Annotated in this window: 16 protein-coding genes; 12 read left to right on the forward strand and 4 right to left on the reverse strand. The window is 64.5% G+C overall.

What is annotated here, in order from left to right; translation table 11 throughout:
* The first annotated feature begins 8 nt into the window (after nt 1–8).
* Together GGI48_RS17890 and GGI48_RS17895 are read left to right on the forward strand one after the other, a co-directional pair.
* Entirely contained in the window at nt 9–518 is a 510-nt protein-coding gene (locus GGI48_RS17890) for a nucleoside deaminase (RefSeq protein ID WP_179599414.1), read from the forward strand.
* Nucleotides 515–865, forward strand: a complete 351-nt coding sequence (locus GGI48_RS17895) for a hydroxyisourate hydrolase (RefSeq protein WP_047306429.1) — start codon at nt 515–517, stop codon at nt 863–865. Before GGI48_RS17890 ends, GGI48_RS17895 begins: the two co-directional genes overlap by 4 nt.
* Nucleotides 866–987: 122 nt before the next feature.
* Here GGI48_RS17895 and GGI48_RS17900 read toward each other — a convergent pair whose 3' ends face one another.
* A complete protein-coding gene (locus GGI48_RS17900) occupies nt 988–1,389 on the reverse strand; it encodes a lysozyme inhibitor LprI family protein (RefSeq protein ID WP_016967158.1) in 402 nt (133 codons plus the stop codon).
* A 235-nt stretch (nt 1,390–1,624) separates the two neighbouring features.
* Between GGI48_RS17900 and GGI48_RS17905 the strand changes: the two genes are divergently transcribed.
* The 9 genes from GGI48_RS17905 (at nt 1,625) to GGI48_RS17945 (ending at nt 17,467) form a co-directional block, all read left to right on the forward strand.
* Nucleotides 1,625–2,602 carry a dipeptidase gene (locus GGI48_RS17905; RefSeq protein WP_179602050.1) on the forward strand — a complete coding sequence of 326 codons (978 nt, stop codon included), beginning with the start codon at nt 1,625–1,627 and terminating at the stop codon, nt 2,600–2,602.
* A 161-nt stretch (nt 2,603–2,763) separates the two neighbouring features.
* The gene (locus tag GGI48_RS17910) at nt 2,764–3,294 is read left to right on the forward strand and encodes a 4-vinyl reductase (protein ID WP_016962810.1); all 531 of its coding nucleotides are present in this window, start codon (nt 2,764–2,766) and stop codon (nt 3,292–3,294) included.
* A 15-nt stretch (nt 3,295–3,309) separates the two neighbouring features.
* A complete protein-coding gene (gene dgcA / locus GGI48_RS17915) occupies nt 3,310–5,370 on the forward strand; it encodes a dimethylglycine demethylation protein DgcA (RefSeq protein WP_179599416.1) in 2,061 nt (686 codons plus the stop codon).
* A gap of 203 nt (nt 5,371–5,573) precedes the next feature.
* A complete protein-coding gene (gene dgcB / locus GGI48_RS17920; RefSeq protein ID WP_179599418.1) occupies nt 5,574–7,523 on the forward strand; it encodes a dimethylglycine demethylation protein DgcB in 1,950 nt (649 codons plus the stop codon).
* On the forward strand, nt 7,523–8,743 hold the full coding sequence (locus tag GGI48_RS17925; RefSeq protein ID WP_179599420.1) for an electron transfer flavoprotein subunit alpha/FixB family protein: 1,221 nt from the start codon (nt 7,523–7,525) through the stop codon (nt 8,741–8,743). The genes dgcB and GGI48_RS17925 overlap by 1 nt, the downstream gene beginning before the upstream one ends.
* Nucleotides 8,744–8,752: 9 nt before the next feature.
* Nucleotides 8,753–9,523 (forward strand): electron transfer flavoprotein subunit beta, encoded by a 771-nt coding sequence (locus GGI48_RS17930; RefSeq protein ID WP_179599422.1) that lies wholly within the window; start codon nt 8,753–8,755, stop codon nt 9,521–9,523.
* A gap of 1,189 nt (nt 9,524–10,712) precedes the next feature.
* Nucleotides 10,713–14,165 carry a GMC oxidoreductase gene (locus GGI48_RS17935; RefSeq protein ID WP_179599423.1) on the forward strand — a complete coding sequence of 1,151 codons (3,453 nt, stop codon included), beginning with the start codon at nt 10,713–10,715 and terminating at the stop codon, nt 14,163–14,165.
* A 129-nt stretch (nt 14,166–14,294) separates the two neighbouring features.
* On the forward strand, nt 14,295–16,163 hold the full coding sequence (locus GGI48_RS17940) for a hypothetical protein (protein WP_179599425.1): 1,869 nt from the start codon (nt 14,295–14,297) through the stop codon (nt 16,161–16,163).
* 47 nt (nt 16,164–16,210) lie between these two features.
* A complete protein-coding gene (locus GGI48_RS17945; RefSeq protein ID WP_179599427.1) occupies nt 16,211–17,467 on the forward strand; it encodes a metallophosphoesterase in 1,257 nt (418 codons plus the stop codon).
* Nucleotides 17,468–17,524: 57 nt separating this feature from the next.
* Here GGI48_RS17945 and gbcA read toward each other — a convergent pair whose 3' ends face one another.
* On the reverse strand, nt 17,525–18,820 hold the full coding sequence (gene gbcA / locus GGI48_RS17950) for a glycine-betaine demethylase subunit GbcA (protein ID WP_016964284.1): 1,296 nt from the start codon (nt 18,818–18,820) through the stop codon (nt 17,525–17,527).
* Nucleotides 18,821–19,110: 290 nt separating this feature from the next.
* Here gbcA and gbcB point away from each other — a divergent pair, with 290 nt between their 5' ends.
* Nucleotides 19,111–20,211 carry a glycine-betaine demethylase subunit GbcB gene (gbcB, locus tag GGI48_RS17955; protein WP_103740393.1) on the forward strand — a complete coding sequence of 367 codons (1,101 nt, stop codon included), beginning with the start codon at nt 19,111–19,113 and terminating at the stop codon, nt 20,209–20,211.
* Nucleotides 20,212–20,289: 78 nt separating this feature from the next.
* On the opposite strand, the gene GGI48_RS17960 is transcribed toward gbcB, so the two are convergent.
* Nucleotides 20,290–21,117, reverse strand: coding sequence for a nitrilase-related carbon-nitrogen hydrolase (locus GGI48_RS17960; protein ID WP_179599429.1), 828 nt, complete (start codon nt 21,115–21,117; stop codon nt 20,290–20,292).
* Nucleotides 21,114–22,559 carry a purine-cytosine permease family protein gene (locus GGI48_RS17965; protein WP_016964287.1) on the reverse strand — a complete coding sequence of 482 codons (1,446 nt, stop codon included), beginning with the start codon at nt 22,557–22,559 and terminating at the stop codon, nt 21,114–21,116. Before GGI48_RS17965 ends, GGI48_RS17960 begins: the two co-directional genes overlap by 4 nt.
* Nucleotides 22,560–22,779: the final 220 nt, after the last annotated feature.

The following is a 22,779-nucleotide window of genomic DNA, read 5'->3' on the forward strand; positions in this document are numbered from 1 at the left end:
AGGTCTCCATGACCCAGATGCTTTCTCCTATCCCTGCCGGCGTCAGCGAACTGGACCTGCACCTGCTGCGTCAGAGCATCGAACTGGCCGAAGAGGCCAAGGCCCGCGGTCGCCACCCGTTCGCCGCCCTGGTGGCGGACCGCAACGGCAAGATCGTTGCCAGTGCCGGCAACAACTCCATGCCCCCCGAAGGCGACCCGACCCAGCACGCCGAACTGGCCGCTGCCGCCAAGGCCGCAAGGCTCATGGGCCCCGAGGAGCTGGCCCAGTGCACCCTGTACACCAGCGCCGAGCCCTGCTGCATGTGCGCCGGGGCCATCTACTGGACCGGGATTGGCCGGGTGGTCTACGCCCTGTCCGAACACGCCTTGCTGGAACTGACCGGCGATCACCCGGAAAACCCGACCTTTTCCCTGCCATGCCGGGAAGTCTTTGCCCGCGGGCAACGGCAGATCCCGGTGTTCGGGCCGATGCTGGAGAACGAAGCGGCCCAGGCCCATGTGGGGTTCTGGAAATGAACGGCGGAGTGTCCATCCATGTGGTGGATGTCGCCAGCGGCCAGGTGGCCGCAGGCATGCAGGTTCGGGTACGCCGCCTGGGCGAGGAGTGGCTCTGCGAAGGGCAGATTGCCGACAACGGCCTGCTGGCCCCGCTGAGCGAGCTGGCGAACCGCTTCGAACGGGGCGTCTACGAGGTGGAGTTGGACGTGGCGGCGTTCTATCGAGCCCAGGGCCACGCCTCGCCGCACGTGCCGTTTCTCGATGTGCTGGTGTATCGCTTCGGCCTGGACGACCCGCGCCAGCACTACCACCTGCCGTTCAAGCTCACCGCCTGGGGCGTCTCATGCTTTCGCGGCGGCGCCTGACCCCGCCGCGGACTCCCTGACCCGTGTAGGAGCGAGCTTGCTCGCGAAGCTCTTCCAGCCGCGACATGGGTTCGGGCCGGACATGCTTCGCGGGCAAGCCCGCTCCCACCCGCGGTGGCGGGTCATTCCTGGGCGATGGACTCGATGAACTCCGAACGCTCGTCGCTCATCCGCGCCAGGCAATCATTGGTGGCGATGGTGTAGGCCTTGGTCCCGGGCTTGGCCGGGAAGGATTCCACCGCGCAGTCGGCTTCGCGCTGCTTCTGCCACAGCTGCTGGGCGTTCTTGACCTTGGCGCTGATGTCGGCCAGTTGCGCCTTGTCGTTGCCGTACAGAGTGCCCAGGCGTTCCAGCAGGCTTTGCACGTTGTCGCTCAGCAACTGTTCGGCGGTGGTGCGGTTGTAGGTCGCGCATTCCAGGGTCTGCACGTCGTTTTCCACGCCGTCGCAGGGCGTGTTGTCGGCCTCTTCGGCCGCCTGTACGCCGGTCGTTATCAGTAACAAGGCCAGGAAGATCGGTTTCATTGCAGCGCTGCCCTCATCCAGTGACGCTTTCGTTGAAGCGGCGAATTCTGGCGCAAGCCCCCGGTAAAGAACAGAGGCGGTCTGTGCCCTGCGTCCGGCCCTTTGTCGGTGCTTGACGCTTTCGGCAATTCCCCTGTCGTTTTTGCACCCAGGCGCCCCGGCCCTCAAGCATATGCTGACCCCAAAGCGCCGGCAGACGATTCGGCGCATGAATCGCCAACAAGGGGACAGCCTGATGAGCCCAGCCGAATTACACGCCGACAGCATCGTTATCGACGGGCTGATCATTGCCAAGTGGAACCGCGAGCTGTTCGAGGACATGCGCAAGGGCGGCCTGACCGCGGCCAACTGCACGGTGTCGGTTTGGGAAGGCTTCCAGGCCACGGTCAACAACATTGCCGCCAGCCAGAAACTGATCCGCGAAAACAGCGACCTGGTGATGCCGGTGCGCACCACCGCGGACATCCGCAAGGCCAAGGAGCTGGGCAAGACCGGCATCCTCTTCGGCTTCCAGAATGCCCACGCTTTCGAAGACCAGATCGGCTACGTCGAGGTGTTCAAGCAGCTGGGCGTGGGCATCGTGCAGATGTGCTACAACACCCAGAACCTGGTGGGCACCGGCTGCTACGAGCGTGATGGCGGGCTCTCCGGCTTCGGCCGCGAGATCGTTGCCGAGATGAACCGCGTCGGGGTCATGTGCGACCTGTCCCACGTCGGTTCCAAGACCAGCGAGGAAGTGATCCTCGAATCCAAGAAACCGGTCTGCTACTCCCACTGCCTGCCGTCGGGGCTCAAGGAGCACCCGCGCAACAAGTCCGATGCCGAACTGAAATTCATCGCCGACCACGGCGGTTTCGTCGGCGTGACCATGTTCGCGCCGTTCCTGGCCAAGGGCATCGATTCGACCATCGACGATTACGCCGAAGCCATCGAGTACACCATGAACATCGTCGGTGAGGATTCCATCGGCATCGGCACCGACTTCACCCAGGGCCATGGCCAGGACTTCTTCGAGTACCTGACCCACGACAAGGGCTACGCCCGCCGCCTGACCAACTTCGGCAAGATCATCAACCCGCTGGGCATCCGCACCGTGGGCGAGTTCCCCAACCTCACCGAGACCCTGCTCAAACGCGGCCACAGCGAGCGCGTGGTGCGCAAGATCATGGGCGAGAACTGGGTCAGTGTCCTCAAGGACGTCTGGGGCGAATAAGGCCTCCCCCCACAGCACATTCCTGTAGCCGCTGCCGCAGGCTGCGATCGGCTCCGAAGGAGACGCGCTCTTGCGGCCCTCGGAAGGCTCTTCGAGCCTTTTCGCAGCCTGCGGCAGCGGCTACAGACGTACTTATCTACAGAATTCCGGAGTTTTGAAACATGGCCAAGATCGCCCCGCAACTGCCTATCGAAGTCGACAGCGAAACCGGTGTCTGGACCTCCGACGCCCTGCCGATGCTCTACGTGCCACGGCATTTCTTCGTCAACAACCACATGGGCATCGAGGAAGTCCTGGGCGCCGAGGCCTATGCCGAGATCCTCTACAAGGCCGGCTACAAGTCCGCCTGGCACTGGTGCGAAAAAGAAGCCGAATGCCACGGCCTGGAAGGCGTCGCGGTGTTCGAACACTACATGAAGCGCCTGTCCCAGCGTGGCTGGGGCCTGTTCAAGATCCAGGACATCGACCTGGATAAAGGCACCGCCAGCGTCAAGCTCGAACACTCGGCGTTCGTCTACGTGTACGGCAAGGTCGGGCGCAAGGTCGACTACATGTTCACCGGCTGGTTCGCCGGCGCCATGGACCAGATCCTGGCCGCCCGGGGCAGCAAGATCCGCACCGTGGCAGAGCAGGTTTACGGTGGTTCCGAAGAAGGCCACGACGATGGCCTGTTCGTCGTCAAACCGTTGTAAGCGGAGTTAAGAAAAATGGCTTTCGAAGCGATGTTCCAGCCGATCCAGATCGGCAAACTGACCATCCGCAACCGTGTGCTGAGCACCGCCCACGCTGAGGTCTACGCCACCGACGGCGGCATGACGACTGATCGGTATGTGAAGTACTACGAAGAAAAGGCCAAGGGCGGCATCGGCCTGGCGATCTGCGGCGGTTCCTCGGTGGTGGCCATCGACAGCCCCCAGGAATGGTGGAGCTCGGTGAACCTGTCCACCGACCGCATCATCCCGCACTTCCAGAACCTGGCCGACGCCATGCACAAGCATGGCGCCAAGATCATGATCCAGATTACCCACATGGGCCGCCGCTCGCGCTGGGACGGCTTCAACTGGCCAACCCTGATGTCGCCGTCCGGGGTGCGCGAACCGGTGCACCGCGCCACCTGCAAGACCATCGAGCCGGAAGAGATCTGGCGGGTGATCGGCAACTACGCCCAGGCCGCGCGCCGGGCCAAGGCCGGCGGCCTGGACGGCGTCGAACTGTCGGCGGTGCACCAGCACATGATCGACCAGTTCTGGAGCCCGCGGGTCAACAAGCGTACCGACGAATGGGGCGGCACCTTTGAGAAGCGCATGCGTTTCGGCCTGGAAGTGCTCAAGGCGGTGCGCGCTGAAGTGGGTGACGATTTCTGCGTCGGCATGCGCCTGTGCGGCGACGAATTCCACCCGGACGGCCTGTCCCACGAGGACATGAAGCAGATCGCCAAGTACTACGACGACACCGGCATGCTGGACTTCATCGGCGTGGTCGGCTCGGGCTGCGACACCCACAACACCCTGGCCAACGTGATCCCCAACATGAGCTTCCCGCCGGAGCCGTTCCTGCACCTGGCGGCGGGCATCAAGGAAGTGGTCAAGGTCCCGGTGCTGCACGCACAGAACATCAAGGACCCGAACCAGGCCACGCGGATTCTCGAAGGCGGCTACGTCGACATGGTCGGCATGACCCGCGCCCACATGGCCGACCCGCACCTGATCGCCAAGATCAAGATGGGCCAGATCGACCAGATCAAGCAGTGCGTCGGCGCCAACTACTGCATCGACCGCCAGTACCAGGGCCTGGACGTGCTGTGCATCCAGAACGCCGCCACCTCCCGTGAATACATGGGCGTGCCGCACATCATCGAGAAGACCACCGGCATCAAGCGCAAGGTGGTGGTGGTCGGCGCCGGCCCTGCCGGCATGGAAGCCGCTCGCGTCGCCGCCGAACGTGGCCACGAGGTGACCCTGTTCGAGAAAAAAGACGCCATTGGCGGGCAGATCACCACCGCCTCCAAGGCCCCGCAACGGGACCAGATCGCCGGCATCACCCGCTGGTACCAGCTGGAACTGGCGCGCTTGAAGGTCGATCTGCGCCTGGGCACCGCGGCGGACACCGCGACCATCCTCGACCTGCGCCCCGACGTGGTGGTGCTGGCCGTGGGCGGCCATCCGTTCATCGAGCAGAACGAACACTGGGGCGCCGCCGAAGGGTTGGTGGTCAGCAGCTGGGACATCCTCGACGGCAAGGTGGCGCCGGGTAAGAACGTGCTGGTCTACGACACCATCTGCGAGTTCACCGGCATGTCGGTCACCGACTTCATCGCCGACAAGGGCTCGCAAGTGGAGATCGTCACCGACGACATCAAGCCGGGCATCGCCGTCGGCGGCACCTCGTTCCCCACCTACTACCGCAGCCTGTACCCCAAGGAAGTGATCATGACCGGGGACCTGACCCTGGAGAAGGTCTACCGCGAGGGCGACAAGCTGGTGGCGGTGCTGGAGAACGAATACACCGGCGCCCGCGAAGAGCGGGTGGTGGACCAGGTGGTGGTGGAAAACGGCGTGCGTCCCGACGAAGAGCTCTACTACGGGCTCAAGGAAGGTTCGCGCAACAAGGGCCAGATCGACGTCGAGGCGCTGTTCGCGATCAAGCCGCAGCCGTGCCTGAGCGAGACGGGGGAGGGCTACCTGTTGTTCCGCATCGGCGACTGCGTATCCCAGCGCAACACCCATGCCGCGATCTACGACGCACTGCGCCTGTGCAAGGATTTCTGACGGCAGCGGCAAGTTTCAAGCGGCAAGCGGCAAGCTAAAGCAGGCATTCGGCAGTGCTTTTGCTTGTCGCATGCCTCTTACGCTCTGTAAGGACTTTTAGCCGCCGTTGCACGTTTTGCGCGGCCAGTGAGAGCGCATGCTCAGCCCTGCTTTTTCTTGCCGCTTGAAGCTAGCCGCTTGCAGCTGACCCTAAGGTGATTGTGATGTTGAACACCCTGCTTCCCATTCTGCTGTTCGCCGCCGTCGGCCTGGCGCTCCTCGGCGCGCTGCGACGCGTGGCCCTGTGGCGCCGGGGGCGAGCCTCCAAGGTCGATCTGATCGGCGGCCTGCTGGCCATGCCCAAGCGCTACATGGTGGATCTGCACCATGTGGTGGCCCGGGACAAATACATGGCCAACACCCACGTGGCCACCGCCGGCGGTTTCGTCCTGGCGGCGGTGCTGGCGATCCTGGTGCATGGTTTCGGCCTGCATAACCGCATCCTCGGCTACGCCTTGCTGCTGGCCACCACGCTGATGTTCGTCGGCGCGCTGTTCGTCGCCAAGCGTCGGCGCAACCCGCCGGCACGCCTGTCCAAGGGCCCGTGGATGCGCTTGCCGAAAAGCCTGCTGGCGTTTTCCGTGAGTTTCTTTGTGGTGACCTTGCCGGTGGCCGGGATTCTCCCGGAACACTTTGGTGGCTGGGTGCTGGCGACGATTCTGGTGGTGGGTGTGCTGTGGGGCGTGTCCGAGCTGTTCTTCGGCATGACCTGGGGCGGGCCGATGAAGCACGCCTTCGCTGGCGCCCTGCACCTGGCCTGGCACCGGCGCGCCGAGCGCTTTGGCGGCGGTCGCTCCACCGGCCTCAAGCCGTTGGACCTGGAAGACCCAAGTGCGCCTTTGGGGGTGGAAAAGCCCAAGGACTTCACCTGGAACCAACTGCTGGGCTTCGACGCCTGCGTGCAGTGCGGCAAGTGCGAGGCGGCGTGCCCGGCCTTCGCCGCCGGCCAGCCGCTGAACCCGAAGAAGCTGATCCAGGACATGGTGGTCGGCCTGGCCGGTGGCACCGACGCGCAGTTCGCTGGCAGCCCGTACCCTGGCAAAGCCATTGGCGAACACGGCGGCCATCCGCACCAGCCCATCGTCAACGGCCTGGTGGACGCCGAGACGCTGTGGTCCTGCACCACTTGCCGGGCCTGCGTCGAGGAATGCCCGATGATGATCGAGCACGTCGATGCCATCGTCGACATGCGTCGTCACCTGACCCTGGAAAAGGGCGCGACCCCGAACAAGGGCGCCGAGGTCCTGGAAAACCTGATCGCCACCGACAACCCCGGCGGCTTCAACCCCGGCGGACGGATGAACTGGGCGGCGGACCTGAACCTGTCCCTGCTCAGCGAAAAGCAAAGCACCGACGTGCTGTTCTGGGTCGGCGACGGCGCCTTCGACATGCGCAACCAGCGCACCCTGCGGGCCTTTGTCAAAGTGCTGAAAGCAGCCAAGGTGGACTTCGCCGTGCTCGGCCTGGAAGAACGCGACAGCGGCGACGTGGCCCGACGCCTGGGGGACGAAGCAACTTTCCAGCTGTTGGCCAAGCGCAATATCCAGACCCTGGCCAAGTACCGCTTCAAGCGCATCGTCACCTGCGACCCCCACAGTTTCCATGTGCTGAAAAACGAGTACGGCGCCTTCAACGGCCACTACCTGGTGCAGCACCACAGCACCTACCTGGCCGAGTTGATTGGTGCCGGTGCGCTGAACCTGGGCCAGCACAAAGGCAGCAGCGTGACCTATCACGATCCTTGCTACCTGGGCCGCTACAACGGCGAGTACGAAGCGCCGCGCGAAGTGCTGCGGGCCCTGGGTATCGAGATCAAGGAAATGCAGCGCTCGGGCTTCCGTTCCCGTTGCTGCGGCGGTGGCGGCGGGGCGCCGATCACCGACATTCCGGGCAAGCAGCGGATTCCCGACATGCGCATGGAAGACATCCGCGAGACCGGCGCCGAGCTGGTGGCCGTGGGTTGTCCACAGTGCACGGCCATGCTCGAAGGGGTGGTGGAGCCGCGGCCGATGATCAAGGACATCGCCGAACTGGTGGCCGACGCCTTGCTCGAAGACGCCGCCCCGAGCAAAGCGCCGGCGTCGGTGAAACCTGAACCTGCGGAGGTGCACTGATGAGCGAGATTATCCGCCGCGATCCCCGCGCCGAATGGATCGCCCGCAACCGCCTGCACCCGCTGCACGCGGCCATGCAGCCGGCGCAACACAGCTGTATGGGGCCCAATGGCCTGATCCGCAAGAACCCCCACGGCATCGGTTTCATCGGGCCCAATGGCCTCAAGCGCATCGACCGCAGTGGCGCCCAGCAGGGCGGCAGCGCCAAGCGCACGGCGGCGGCCGAGGTGCAGTTGCCGCTGCATCAAGTGGCGCAGCCGGCGTTCTACATCAGCGTGGTGCCGGATATGGTCGGCGGCCGCCTGAGCAGCCACGACCGCGACCTGCTGGGCCTGGCCCATCAGTTGGCGGGCCAGGACGGCGCGGTGCTGGCGGTGGTGTTTGGCGAGCACAAGGAATCGGCCTTTGCCACGGCGGGTGTCGACCGCCTGCTGGTGCTGCACGGCAGCGAGTTCGACGGTTATGCACCGGAACAACGGGTGCAGGGCCTGCGGGCTGTGGATAACCAGTTCAGCCCGCGCCATTGGCTGCTGCCTGACAGTCGCAGCGGCGGTGGCGAACTGGGCCGGCGCTTGGCCGCGGCCCTGGGCGAACGCCCAGCGACCCGGGTCTGGCAGGTCAAGGACGGGCAGTGCATCGGCCGTGCCGGCGCCGGTCTACAGGACCTGGCGCGACCAGCGCCACGTTTGATCCTGGCCGCCGCCGAATGCGCCGAGCCGGTCAGCGACACCCGCCACGAAGCCTTGCCGGTGGAGTTATCCACAACGGTGGCCCGCAGCCTGGCGCGGATCGAGGATCTGGGCGCGGTGGCGGTGGACCCGGCGGTGATTCCCATGGCCGAGGCCGAATTCATCTTTTCCGGGGGCAACGGGGTCAAGGACTGGCCACTGTTTCACCAGACCGCCGCGGCCCTGGGCGCCACCGAAGGCGCCTCGCGGGTGGCGGTGGACGACGGCTTCATGGCCCGGGATCGGCAAGTGGGGGCCAGCGGCATCTGGGTCACCGCGCGGGTCTATGTGGCGGTGGGCATTTCCGGGGCGATCCAGCACCTGCAGGGCATCGGCGCCTGCGACAAGGTGGTGGCGATCAACCTCGACCCGGGCTGCGACATGATCAAACGCGCCGATCTGTCGGTGATTGGCGACAGCGCGGACATTCTCAAGGCCTTGATCGCGGCGGTAGCGGCCTACCGCAACGACGCCAAGCGCGATGCGGCTTAAGGGGACGTTATGAACAGCAATGTGATCAGCCTGGTATCGATAGGCGCGCACCCGACCTCCGGCCGTCCACGGCGCGCCGAACAGGACGCCCGCGCGGTGGAGCTGGGCCTGCAACTGGCGGGGGACAAACTGCAGGTGCTGCATGCCGGCGACGTCGCCGAACCGGCCCTGCGCGCTTACCTGGGCATGGGCCTGGAGCAGTTGCACGTGCTGGAGCAACCGGTAGGCGCCGATGCCCTGCCGATCCTGACCCAGTACCTGCGCGACGCGGGCGCCCAAGTGGTGCTCACCGGCAGCCAGGCGGAAACCGGCGAGGGCTCTGGCATGCTGCCGTTCCTGCTGGCGGAGAACCTCGGCTGGCCGCTGGTGGTGGGGCTGGCGCAAGTCGAGTCCCTGGCCGACGGCGTGGCTCATGTGCTGCAAGCCTTGCCCCGTGGCCAGCGGCGGCGGCTCAAGGTGCGCCTGCCGTTTCTCGCCACTGTGGATAACGCCGCGCCGAAACCGCGGCAAAGCGCCTACGGCCCGGCGCGCCGTGGCGTACTGCAGGCCGATCAGGTCGTGGTGGTGGAAGACGAGTTATTCACAGCCTCCAGCCTGCAACCGGCCAAGCCCCGGCCCAAGCGCCTGAAAGTGATCAAGGCCAAGAGCGGCGCCGACCGCATGAAGGCCGCCACCGCCAAGGCCAGCGGCGGCACCGGTCAAGTGCTCAAGGGCGTAAGCCCTGAGGCCGGCGCCGAGGCCATCCTCAAACTGCTGATCGAAGAAGGCGTGGTTCGCTGAGCTCAGGTTTATGCACAACCCTCGGGCCGTGCACCCACCTTTGGGCTCCGCGGTTCGCTGGCAAGCCAGCTCCTACCAGGGAAATCGCGTCTGCACCCACCGTAGGAGCCGGCTTGCCGGCGAAGGGGTCGCTGGGGTTTTGCACATCTCTGGGGACCGCCATTCGCTGGCAAGCCAGCGCCTACTAGAGTAGCGATGGGTTACTCACAATCCCTGTGCGCGGAGCTGTGGATAAGGTGTTCGCGCCTTGCTCCAGCCCATGTGCAACAAGCCCTGTAGCCGTCTGTACAGAATTTGATCAGGCTAAGCGGGCGTTTTTTAAGGCTTTTTTTCCTGGGCGGGGAAATCGCCGAAGCGACTTTTGCACAGCACTTGCCCCCAAAGTCTGTTGGCGCTTCTGTGGATAAGATGTTCGCTTAGCGCTACAGGACTTGCAGATCGTGCCTTGCAGGGTTTTGCTCAAAAAATAGCCAAATGCCGGTTTTTCCGCCCGTTACCCCGTCAGGAACCCGATTATTCGCGGCTTTCAGGGGTTTTCCACAATGCCCCGGGGCATTGCCCACAGTTGCCCCCAAAGTCTGTTGGCCTTTCTGTGGATAAGGTGTTCGCCTTCCGCTACAGGCTTCTGATTCCGTGGCTTTCAGGTGGTTGTTCAAAAACTGACCAATGCAGCCAAAAACCGCTGCTTCTGCATAAGTCACGGTTTTTATTGGCATTGCCCGGCGAAATATCCCCAACCCCGAGGCACTTGCCCACAGTTGCTGTGGGTCAAGGTGTGGATAAGGTGTTCGCCAACGGCTGGACCCCTTGTGATTCATAGCGTGCGCGGCAATAGGTCAAATTTCATACAGTTCTAAGGGCTTTCTTGACACTGGCAATGGGCCTGTCTTCACTGAGGCATCAAGGACTTAGCGGCAACTTATCCACATCCGGCTCAGGGAGCGCAGGCAATGGATTGTCGTTCATCGCAGGTTTATCCGACCGGGGCCCCCCTCCCTCGACGTACCCGTCGCCGTGCCGCCAACCAGCGCGCACGCCTATAGACCTGCCCTTCGTTCTGTCCCTTCACTGACTGCACTGCAGGTGTTTCAGGCGCCAAGGCCTGCCTGTTCGGCTGCCTGCGCGCCAACGGATGCACCCATTAGAGGCGACCCACGAGTTGCCCCATCTGCCTGAGAGGAACCCCGCCATGACTCGGATCGCGACCCCCATCAGCGAGATCCAGGAACACTACGACGTGATTGTCATCGGCTCCGGCTACGGGGGCGGCATCGCCGCTTCCCGATTGTCCCGGGCCGGCCGCCGGGTCTGCCTGCTGGAGCGGGGCCGGGAGATCCAGCCCGGCGAGTACCCCAACACCCTGGCCAGCGCCACCGAGGAGTTGCAGGTGCATGACCCCGAAGGTCATATCGGTTCGCGTACCGGGCTCTTCGATCTGCACGTCAACGCCCAGCAGAACGTGGTGGTGGGCTGTGGCCTGGGGGGCACTTCGCTGATCAACGCCAACGTCGCCCTGGAACCCGAACCGGGGGTGTTCGATGACCCACGCTGGCCCCAGGCGGTGCGCGAGCACCGTGACACCCTGCTCAAGGAGGGCTTCGCCCGGGCCCGGGAGATGCTCAAGCCCAATCCCTATCCGGATTCGGCGCCGACCTTGCCCAAGCTGGTGGCTCATCGCAAATCCGCGGAGTTTCTCAAGCAGGGCTCGCACTTCTACAAGCCGCCGATCAACGTGACCTTCAACAAGCTGCCCAACAACCTCAACCACGTCGGGGTCGAGCAACTGCCCTGCAATCACTGTGGCGACTGCGTCTCGGGCTGTAATAACAAGGCCAAGAACACCACCCTGATGAACTACCTGCCGGACGCCTGCAATCATGGCGCGCAGATTTTCTGCCAGGCCCAGGTGCGCTACTTGGAGCGTGACGGCGACGGCTGGATCGTGCACTTCCAGTACCTGGACAGCGGCCGCGAGACGTTCTCGGCGCCGACCCTGTTCGTCAAGGCCGACATCGTCGTGCTGTCCGCCGGGACCCTGGGTTCCACGGAAATCCTCCTGCGCTCCAAGGCCAAGGGCCTGTCCACCTCGGCCCAGCTCGGCGAGCACATGAGCGGCAACGGCGACATCCTCGGCTTTGGCCACAACTGCGAGCAGACCATCAATGGCATCGGCTTCGGCACGCACTCGGCCGATGAACTCAAGCCCGTGGGGCCGTGCATCACTTCGGTGATCGACATGCGCGGCGAGGGCGACTGGCGCAGCCGCATGGTGATCGAGGAGGGCTCGATTCCCGGCGCCCTGGGGCGGGCCATGGTGCCGAGCATGGCGCTGTTCGCCGGGACCCTGGGCAAGGCCACCGACGACAGCCTTGGCGGTCGGTTGGGCTACAAGGCGCGCGAGGCCGAAAGCTTTGTGCGGGGGCCCTACTACGGCGCCCTGCACAATATGCAGACCTACCTGATCATGAGTCACGACAATGGCCGCGGGCGCATGCTGCTCGATGACCAGGACCAGTTGCGCATCGACTGGCCGGGCGTTGGCGAGCAACCCAACGTGGTCCTCGGCAACGAGCGCCTGTACCAGTGCACCAAGGCCCTGGGCGGGATCTGGGTGGAGAACCCGATCTGGACTCAGCTGCTCAAGCACAGCATCGTCTCGGTGCACCCGCTGGGGGGCTGCGTGATGGGCGAGGATGCCGGGCAGGGCGTGGTCAACCACAAGGGCCAGGTGTTTTGCGGCGCCAGCGGCACCGAGGTCTACCCCGGGTTGTATGTGGCGGACGGCGCGGTGATTCCGACGTCACTGGCGGTCAATCCGCTGCTGACCATCTCGGCGGTCAGCGAGCGCAACATGCGCCTGCTGGCCGAGGATCGCGGCTGGAAGATCGACTACAGCCTGCCCTCGGCCCCCAGCAAGGCGGTGCCGGCGCCGACCCTGGGCGTGCAGTTCACCGAGACCATGAAGGGTTATTTTTCCACCGCCTTCACCCAGCCCCAGGGCACCGATCTGACGCTCTATCAGGCGGCGGCCAAGCGCGGCGAGGCGCAGAACTCCCCCATCGAGTTCACCCTGACCATCACCGCCGACGACCTCGACCGGATGATCAAGGAACCCGCGCACGCCGCGACCCTGGTCGGCACCCTGAATGCCCCGGCGCTGTCGGCCCAGCCGCTGGTGGCCAGCCACGGCGTGTTCAACCTGTTCGAGGAGTATCAGCAGCAAGTGGGCGTGCGCCACATGAACTACGACATGCGCCTGAGCGCCGAGGACGGCCACGAGTATTTTTTCAGCGCCTTCAAGACCGTGCCCGAGGACCACGGCGTGCTGAACATCTGGCCCGACACCAGCACCCTCTACGTGACCCTGTACCGCGGCCAGGACAAGAGCGGCCCGGTGCTGGGCAGCGGGGTGATGCACATCCTGCCGGCGGACTTCGCCAAGCAGATGACCACCATGAAGGTGCTCAACGCACGCAACGAACGCGAGCGCATCGAGGGCCTGGCGCGCTTTGGCAAGTTTTTCGCCGGGATTCTCTGGGAGAGCTACGGCGGGGTGTTCGCCGGGGATATCTACTTCAACCCCGACGCGCCGCCCCGGCTGAAACGGCCCCTGGACGCGCCGGCGCCGACCGTGCATTTCTTCCAGACCGAGGACCAGGTGCACCTGCGCCTCACCCGTTATCAGGCCGGCAGCAAAGGCCCGGTGATGCTGGTGCACGGGCTGGGCGTGGGCTCGAATATCTTCTCCACCGACACCATCCAGACCAACCTGCTGGAGTACCTGTGCAAGCACGACTATGACGTCTGGCTCCTGGATTTCCGGGTCAGCATCCTGCTGCCGGCGAGCAAGCAGGAATGCAATGGCGACCAGATCGCTGCCTACGATTTCAAGGCCGCCATCGGCCAGATCAAGCAGGCGACCGGGGCCCGGGACGTGCAGTGCGTGGTGCACTGCTACGGCGCCACGACCTTCTTCATGTCGTTGCTGGCGGGCTTGAAGGACGTGCGCTCGGTGGTCTGCTCGCAGATCGCCGCCGACGCCGTGGTGGCCACTGCCACCGGGATCAAGGCCGGGTTGCACCTGCCGGGCATGCTCGACGCCATCGGCATCAAGTCGCTGACGGCCTATGCCGACAGCAAGGAAAGCTGGTTCAACAAGCTCTACGACACGGCCCTCAACGGCTATGCCCGGCTTGAAGCCCAGGGTTATTGCACCAACCCGGTGTGCCATCGCATCACCTTCATGTACGCCTCGCTGTACCGCCACGACACCCTCAACCAGACCCTGCACGACAACCTGCACGAGCTGTTCGGCGCGTCCAATATCGAAACCTTCGAGCACCTGGCGTTGATCTGCCGCAAAGGGCATCTGGTGGACTTCAAGGGGCGCGACGTCTACATGGCGCATTTCGACCGGCTGAAGCTGCCGATCTGCTTCATCAGCGGTGCCGACAACCAGTGCTACCTGCCGCAAAGCACACAGAAGACCTACGAGCGCCTGTGCCAACTGCATGGTCCCGAGCTGTTCAGCCGCCACGTGGTGCAGGGTTACGGGCACATCGACTGCATTTTCGGCAAGAACGCCGTGGTGGATGTGTACCCGCTGATCCTCGCGCACCTGGATAAGACCGCCCAGGGCTGACCCAGGCCAGCCCGCGGCAAGATCACCGCGGGCCCGCGCCAGATCAGGCAACAGGCACCGCAGCAAGCGCACTTGGAGGCCGAGTGCAGGCTGCGGCGGCCGCTCCACATGGATGCAGGGAAGGTTGAGATGAACGCTTATATCCGCTGGTTCCAACGCTTCATCTGGCTGGGCATCGCCATGAACATGGTGTTCGCCCTGCCGGCGCTGTTTGCCCCGGCGCTGCTGACCGCGGTGGTCGGTTTGCCGCCGGTGCTGTCCGATCCCTGGCTGGAAAACACCGGCATGCTGCTGGTGGGCATCAGCCTGTTCTACCTGCCTTCGGGCTGCAACGCGCCGCGTTTCGTGGTGCATTCCTGGCTGTGCGTGCTGTCGCGGCTGATTGCCGTGGTGTTCTGGATCTACCTGATCGACACCAGCAATCAGTCCCAGGTGTTCGTGCCCATGCTGATGGGCGACCTCGGCATGTTCCTGATCCTCGGCATCCTGCTGTACCTGGGCAGTGCCCCGGCCAACCGGCCCTGGGCTTTGCTCTGTGCCGGACTGCAGGGCCTGCGTGAACACTGGGTCGCCTGCTGGGCACGCCACAGCTTTCGCGTCGGCGCCCTGGTGTCGCTGCTGGTCCTGGGGTTTGTCGGCTACCAGACCTGGGTCAACATGCTGCGCGAGGTGCCGCAGCCGGTGGAAGCCTCCGACGAGGATCACTTCAAGTACGCCGCCATCGGCCTGGGCATCGAGGCGCGGATTCCTTACTACCTGTTCGCCGTGCTGCCGCAGATGTGCCCGGAAAAACTGCCGCGAGCCGGTGGCTACGAGGTCTTCGGCTTCCTTTACGAGAACGGCCGGGACCTGCCGGTGGGCATGGCCAAGCGGCAGCTCGGCTACCCCACGGTGGAGCCCAACTGCGCCCTGTGCCACACCGGTGCCTACCGCGCCAGCGCCAGCGATGTGTCCCAGGTGGTGCCCACCGCACCGGCCAACCTGATGCAGCTCCAGGCCTTCCAGTGGTTCGCCTACGATTGCGCCAGCGACCCTAAATTCACCGTGGATGCGGTGATGAACGCGATCAACGCCAAGTTCCAGCTGGGCTTCATCGAGCGCTTGTACAACCGCTACCTGATCATCCCCATGGCCAAGAGCGCGCTGCTCAAGCAGAAGCAGGCCTATGCCTGGCAGAAGCTGCGGCCGCAGCAGGGGCCGGGGCGTACCGACACCTTCAACCCGACCAAGATGGTGGTGTTCGGCTTTCCCGACGACTCGACCATCGGCACCGTGGACCTGCCGCAGATCTGGAACCAGAAGCCCCGGGAATCGATGTACCTGCACTGGGACGGCAACAACAACCAGATCCGCGAGCGCAACTACGCGGCGGCGATGGCGGTGGGCGCTACCCCGCAATCGGTGCTGCCGCAGAGCTTCAACCGGGTCACCAACTGGCTGCTGGGGCACAAGCCGCCGGCCTGGCCGTTCGCCCTGGATCAGGCCAAGGTGGCCCAGGGCAAGCCGCTGTGGGAGGCCAACTGCGCCGGTTGCCATGATTTCGGCAAGGCCGACACCGGCCAGGTCACCACCAACATTCAGGCGCTGGGCACCGACCCCCATCGCCTGGACTCCTTCACCACCGGCCTGGTGCAAGCCTTCCACGGCTTCAAGAAGCCGCCGTTCGACTTTGGCGCCTATCGCAAGACCCAGAGCTACAGCAACACCCCCACCGACGGCATCTGGCTGCGCGCGCCGTACCTGCACAACGGCTCGGTGCCGAGCCTGTGGGACCTGTTGCAGGCGCCGGAATTGCGGCCCCAGGTGTTCTTCACCGGCTCGGATGTGTATGACCCGCAAAAAGTCGGCTTCATCACCAGTGGCGCGACGGTACAGGGCCCTGGCTACTTCAAGTACGACACGCATCTGGAGGGCAACAGCAACAGCGGCCATCTGTACGGCACGCAGCTTTCCGCAGAGCAGAAGTGGCAGTTGATCGAATACATGAAGACCCTGTGACGCCCGTTCGGCGTTTGAGCAGAGGGACCATCAAGAGGGATGCCAGCATGTCATTTGTGAGCAATCTGGAACACGAATACGAACAGGTGAAAGCCCGGGTCGACGGGCTGTTGGCCAGGCTCGACCTGGCCTGGCAAAAACTCGCCAGCCAGCTTGAGCCGGCGGAACTGCAGGCGATCGTGCAACTGCTGCAGCGGGCCCATGACCAGGCGCAGTACGCCCTGATCCATGGCGACTTGCCCCCCGGTCAGGCGCCGGTGCCCTGGGAACTGGCCCACGGCCTGTCGGTCCTGCACCTGGGCAACGCCAAGCCCTTGCCGCAAACGGTGGCCGAGCTGCAGACCCAGGTGATGAAGGACGGCACCCTGCTGGGCTGTCGCCAATGGGAACTGCTGGACCTGCGCTGGAGCGAGGCCCTGCTCAACTGGATCGAGAACCTGCACAAGCACGCGCCCTTCGGCAGCACCCCGGCGCTGATCGAGATGGCCGACAACGTGCTGCTGGACATGGCCGGAGACTGGGGCACCGGCTATTTTCAGCCCAATTCGGCGGCGCAGCGCGTGGCGGACCTGATCAAGCAGGACCAGCCGGATGTCACCGTCCACCTGGGGGATGTGTACTACGCCGGCACCGGCACCGAGGAGGGCGCCGACCTGGTCGACTGGCCCCAGGGCAGCCTGGCGTCATTCAGCCTCAACTCCAACCACGAGATGTACAGCGGTGCCCATGGCTACTTTGCCGAGATCGCCGCGCTGTTTCCCAAGCAGCAGGGCACCAGCTACTTCGCCCTGTTCAACAGCCACTGGCTGATCGTCGGCCTGGACAGTGCCTATACCGCCGACGAAATGAACCTGTACATGGACGGCAACCTCAATCTCCCACAGCAGCAATGGCTCGAGGACCTGATGGTCAGCAAGGGGCAGGGGCGGCGGATCATGGTGCTCAGTCATCACCAGGGGCTGGATATCAGCGGCCAGCAGCAGACGGTGCTGTACAAGCAGGTGGTCGCGGCCCTGGGGCGGGTTCCGGATTACTGGTACTGGGGGCACCTGCACAATGGCATCTGCTATGCGCCCAAGGACGGCATGTACGGGCGCTGCATCGGCCACGGGGCGATTCCCTATGGCGTCACCCGCGAGCTGAAAGGCAACCCTCAGGTGCTGTGGTCGGAAACCCTGTCGGCGGGTGATCCGAACTACCCGCTGCGGGTGCGCAATGGTTATGTGAGGGTGAGATTGAGCGGCTCGCAGATCAGCGAAGACTTCATTGGAGAGACCGGCGCGATCAGTTGGTCACGGCCCTGAAGGCCCTGCCGCGGCAGCGGCTACACAAACCCTGTAGCCGCTGCCGTGCTGGCGGTATCAGCCAGTGACCGGCACGCCCTTGAGGTAGGGCGCCGGTTCCGCGCCGAGGTTGTTCAGCATGCGCTCGCTGTACCAGTCGACGAAGTTGACCACGCCGAACTCGTAGGTCTTGGAGTACGGGCCCGGCTGGTAGGCGGTGGAGTTGATGCCGCGCTGGTTCTCTTCCGCCAGGCGCCGGTCCTGGTCGTTGGTGGCGTCCCACACCTGACGCATGCGCGCGACGTCATAGTCCACGCCTTCCACGGCATCCTTGTGCACCAGCCATTTGGTGGTGACCACGGTTTCCTGGGCGCTGATCGGCCACACGGTGAACACGATGATGTGATCGCCCATGCAGTGGTTCCACGAGTGCGGCAGGTGCAGGATGCGCATCGAGCCCAGGTCCGGGTTCTTGATCCGCCCCATCAGCTTGGCGCAGCCCTGCTTGCCATCCATGGTCATGGACACGGTGCCCTTGAGCAGCGGCATGCGCACGATGCGGTTGCGCAGGCCGAAGCTGGCGTGGGCGTAAGGGATCTTCTCGGCTTCCCAGGCGGCGGCGGACGCGGCCACGTGGTCCTTGAACGCCTGGTCGGCCCGCGGGTCGGTGACGTCGTCCCATTCCAGCAGGGTTTTCAGCAACTCGGGGTGCGAGCCGCCGCAGTGGTAGCACTCGCGGTTGTTCTCCAGCACCAGCTTCCAGTTGGCCTTTTCATGCAAGGTGGTCTGCACCGCCACCTTGGTGTTCTCCATGTCGTAGGGCTCCATGTAATGGGCCAGGGTGGAGAGGAAGTCGTCGATGGCCGGCGGGTTCTCGGCCAGGGAAATGAAGATGTAGCCGCCGGCGGTCTTCACGTTCACCGGTTTCAGGCCGTACTGCTTCATGTCGAAGTCGGCGCCCATCTCGGTGCCGGCGAACAGCAGGCGGCCGTCCAGTTCGTAGGTCCACTGGTGGTAGTGGCAGACCAGCTTGGCGACCTTACCCTTGTCGCTGGTGCACAGCCGCGAACCGCGGTGGCGGCAGACGTTGTGGAAGGCGTGGACCACGCCGTCGGCGCCGCGGATGACGATGATCGGGTTCTTGCCGATCTGCAGGGTGATGTAGTTGCCCTTGGTGGGGATCTCGCAGGTCATGCCGGCGATCAGCCATTCCTTCTGGAAGATCTCCTGCATGTCGATATCGAACAGTCTTTCATCGCAGTAGAAGGGCTGCGGCAGGGAGAAGGTCCGCTCGCGCTCCTGCAGCATCTGTGCAGTGGCCTTGCGTGCAGGTTCCAGTGGATCGCCCAAGCTCAGGGTTGCGGTGACGTCCATCGTTCAAGTCCTCATGGCCGTTCGGTGCGGCCGGCGAATTAAATAGTGGCTACGGTGGGTGCTACGCAAGTCACGAAAAATCGGTTGTCGTGTTTGAGGCGAGTGTGGGTCCGCGGGCGCCTTGAACCTTATCCGTGGGCGACATGGCCCAATCTGTTCCCGACGCGCCAGCCCCGGCAGCTGGGGGCTGGTCGCGATAAGCATGTGAATGTCGCAGATAGGTAAATGGGCGCGAGAAGCCTTACGCAGAATCGCTGACAAGACGCCGACAGTCGGCCGCGGAGAACAGCATGTCCAACACCTTCCTCAACCCGGTAACCACCCAGACCTGGGCCAATGGCCGTCACATCGTCCGTTGCGTCAAAGTCATCCAGGAAACCTGGGACGTGCGGACCTTCTGCTTCATGGCCGACCAGCCGATCATGTTCTTCTTCAAGCCCGGGCAGTTCGTCACCCTGGAGCTGGAGATCGAAGGCCAGCCGGTGATGCGCTCCTACACCATTTCCAGCTCGCCCTCAGTGCCCTACAGCTTCTCGGTGACCATCAAGCGCGTGCCGGGCGGCAAGGTCTCCAACTGGCTGCACGACACCCTGCATGAGGGCCAGGAGCTGGCGGTGCACGGGCCGGTGGGGCTGTTCAACGCCATCGACTTCCCCAGCCCGAAAGTGCTCTACCTCAGCGGCGGCGTCGGCATCACCCCGGTGATGTCCATGGCGCGCTGGTTCTACGACACCAACGCCAACGTCGACATGGTGTTTATCCACAGCGCCCGCTCACCCAAGGACATCATTTACCACCGCGAGCTGGAGCACATGGCCTCGCGGATCGACAACTTCAGCCTGCACCTGATCTGCGAGAAACACGGCCTGGGCGAGCCCTGGGCCGGTTATCGCGGCTACCTGAACCACAAGATGCTGGAGCTGATGGCCCCGGACTTTCTTGAACGGGAAGTGTTCTGCTGCGGCCCCACGCCCTACATGAACGCGGTCAAGCGCCTGCTGGAAGCCGCCGGTTTCGACATGGCGCGCTACCACGAGGAATCCTTCGGTGCGACCCCGCCCGAAGCCCGGGCCGACGCCGTGGAACATGCCGAACAGGCGGCCGAAGCGCCGGAGCCGGACCTGGCCGATCTGCATCAGGTGGAGTTCACCGCCTCCGGCAAGAGCATCCGCGTGGCCCCGGGGGAAACCGTGCACGCGGCCGCGGCCAAGCTCGGCCTGATGATCCCCAAGGCCTGCGGCATGGGCATCTGCGGCACCTGCAAGGTGCTCAAGCTGGGGGGCGAAGTGGTGATGGAACACAACGGTGGGATCACCGAGGAAGACGAAGCCGAAGGCTACATCCTGTCCTGCTGCAGCGTGCCCAAGGGCGACGTGCGGGTGGAGTTCTGATCGCCGGCAAGCCCGCGCCTACGCCCATCTGCTGTAGGAGCTGGCTTGCCAGCGAACAGGTGCAACCTGATCCCCCGGTTACTGATACAACGCCGGGCGCCGATCCAGGTGCACGTGGTTATGTTCACTGATGGACTTGTGCCAGGCCTGGGCCAGATCCAGCTCCGCCAGCAGCAACTGCTCGGTGCGTTCCCGATCCTTGCCCGCCAGCGGATAACCGTCGGCGTCGACAATGGTCGAGCCGCCGACCCAGTTCACCTCACGCTCCTCGCCACAGCGGTCGCAGGCGGCGATGAACATCCGATTGACTGCTGCGTTGGCCTGTACCCGGATCATCTCCGCCGGGCGTTCGCTGGCCGGGCGCGGGCCGTCCGGCCAGTTCACCGGCGCGCACAAAAGCGCCGCCCCGGCCAGGGCCGGCAGGCGCACCCATTCGGGGAACTCCAGGTCATAGCAGATCATCATGGCGATCGGCCCGAAGCGGGTGGGCACCACCGGTGGCGGTTCGTCGCCGGGGGTGAAGATCAGGTTTTCCCGGTCCCACAGGTGCGCCTTGCGATACACCGTCAGCGTTCCTTCCGGCTCGATCAGCGCCGCGCTGTTGGCCACGCGCTGATCGTCCAGGCGCTCGCAGAAGCCGCCGACGATCACCACCTGCAGTTCTTCAGCCAGGGTTTTCCACAGGCTCAGGGTCGGCCCGTCGAGGCTTTCCGAGAGCGCCAGGGCTTCCTGGCGGTCGCGGAACACGTAGCCGCTCTGCACCAGTTCCGGCAGCACCACCACCTGGGCGCCGCGGGCGGCGGCCAGGCGGATGGCCTCGGCGCTGAGGTTGCGGTTGTAGTCCAGGTCGCCGATTCGCGGTGCCAGTTGCTGGCAGGCCACTTTCAGGGATGTCTGGGGGATCATTGCGCGCCTCCTTCCAGTTGCTGTTCGCTGGCCTGGATAGCCAGGCGTTCGGCTTCCAGGTCCAGGTTACGGGTCAGGGCCCAGTAGACCAGCCCGGCCACCGCCAGGCCAATCACGAAGGCAATGTCGGCGCCGCCCAGGGCCTGGGACAGTGGGCCCTGGTAGAAACTCAGGGACATGAACGGCACCATCGCCAGCAGGCCGAGGAAGTAGGCCAGCAACCCGGCGCTGGACCAGCGGCCATAGATGCCGGCGGGATTGAAGATGTGGCTGATGGCATAGCGGCCTTTGCGCACCAGGTAGAAGTCCGCCAGGTTGACCGCGGTCCAGGGCACCAGGAAGTACAGCATCAGCAGGACAAAGGTGTTGAAGCTGCCCAGGTAGCTCTCGGGGATGTTCATGGCGATCAGGAAGATCACCACCGCCACCAGGAGGATGCCGGTCACCCGGCTCTTGAGCGTGGGCTGGATCGACTTGAAGCCGTCGATGGCGCTGATGCCGGTGAGCATGGCGCCGTAGCAGTTGACCGCCATGATGCCCACCAGCGCCGGCACCGCGATCAGCACGGTGAAGGTGCCGAAGCCCGGAATCAGCTGGTTGCCCACTTCGCGCACGCTGGCGATGGCGTCCGGCGAGGGCAGTGCCGAGGCTAGGAAGGCCCCCAGGGACATCAGCCACAGGGCCGATCCGGCGGCGCCCAGGTAGGTCCAGAAGATCACCTTGCGCGATGGCGTCTGGTGCGGCAGGTAGCGCGAATAGTCGGAGACGTACACCGAATAGCTGATCTGGTAACCGGCGGCGGCCGACAGCTGGATCAGGAACGCCGACCAGGAAAAATGCGCGTCGGCCACGGCGGCATCGGCCTGCAGGGTCAGCAGGGCGCTGACGGTGAGCACCGCGAACACGCTGATCATCACGTAGGTCAGCCAGCGCTGCACGGTGTGCAGCAGGTCATGGCCGACCACCGCGATCAGCACCGCGATGGCGATCATCAAGGTGTACCAGGGCGCCCGGGCCCCGGGGATCACCGTGTTGATGGCGTCGGTGGCGAGGATCACGTTGAACACGTTGAAGCCGATGTAGACGAACACCACCGCGGTGAACGGCACGATGGCCCCGCGCAGGCCGAACTGCGCGCGGGACTGGATCATCTGCGGCAGGCCCATGCGCGGGCCCTGGTTGGCGTGGAAGGCCATGCAGAAGGTGCCCAGGCACACGCCGATGACGATCGCCAGGATGGCGTATTGCAGGGCCAGACCCAGGGCCGCGCCGGTGAAGCCGGTGACCATGGTGGTGAGCACGAAGTTGCCGGTGAACCAGAAGGGGCCCTGGTGCCAGACCTTGCCGTGGCGCTCGTTGCGCGGCACGTAGTCGATGGAGCGGGTTTCGATCTTCAGGCCAGGAGACTGGGCCTTTTCGGTGACGCAAGACTGAGTCGTCATGGGTGGAGCCTTTGTTTTTATAGGTCGACCCCGGAGTCTCGGATAAAGGCGGCGGATGTTGAATCAGCAGGGGCAAATAATCAGTTCAGGAATTTGTGAACTGATGCTTTCGCTGACCAGCCAGTTCCTGTGGAGGAGGGTGTGTCTTTGTAGGAGCCGGCTTGCCGGCGAAGGCGTCCGTGAGACTGGCGCCCGGGTTGCGGGCCTGTTCGCTGGCAAG

Source organism: Pseudomonas protegens, from assembly GCF_013407925.2.
GTDB lineage: Bacteria > Pseudomonadota > Gammaproteobacteria > Pseudomonadales > Pseudomonadaceae > Aquipseudomonas > Aquipseudomonas fluorescens_AP.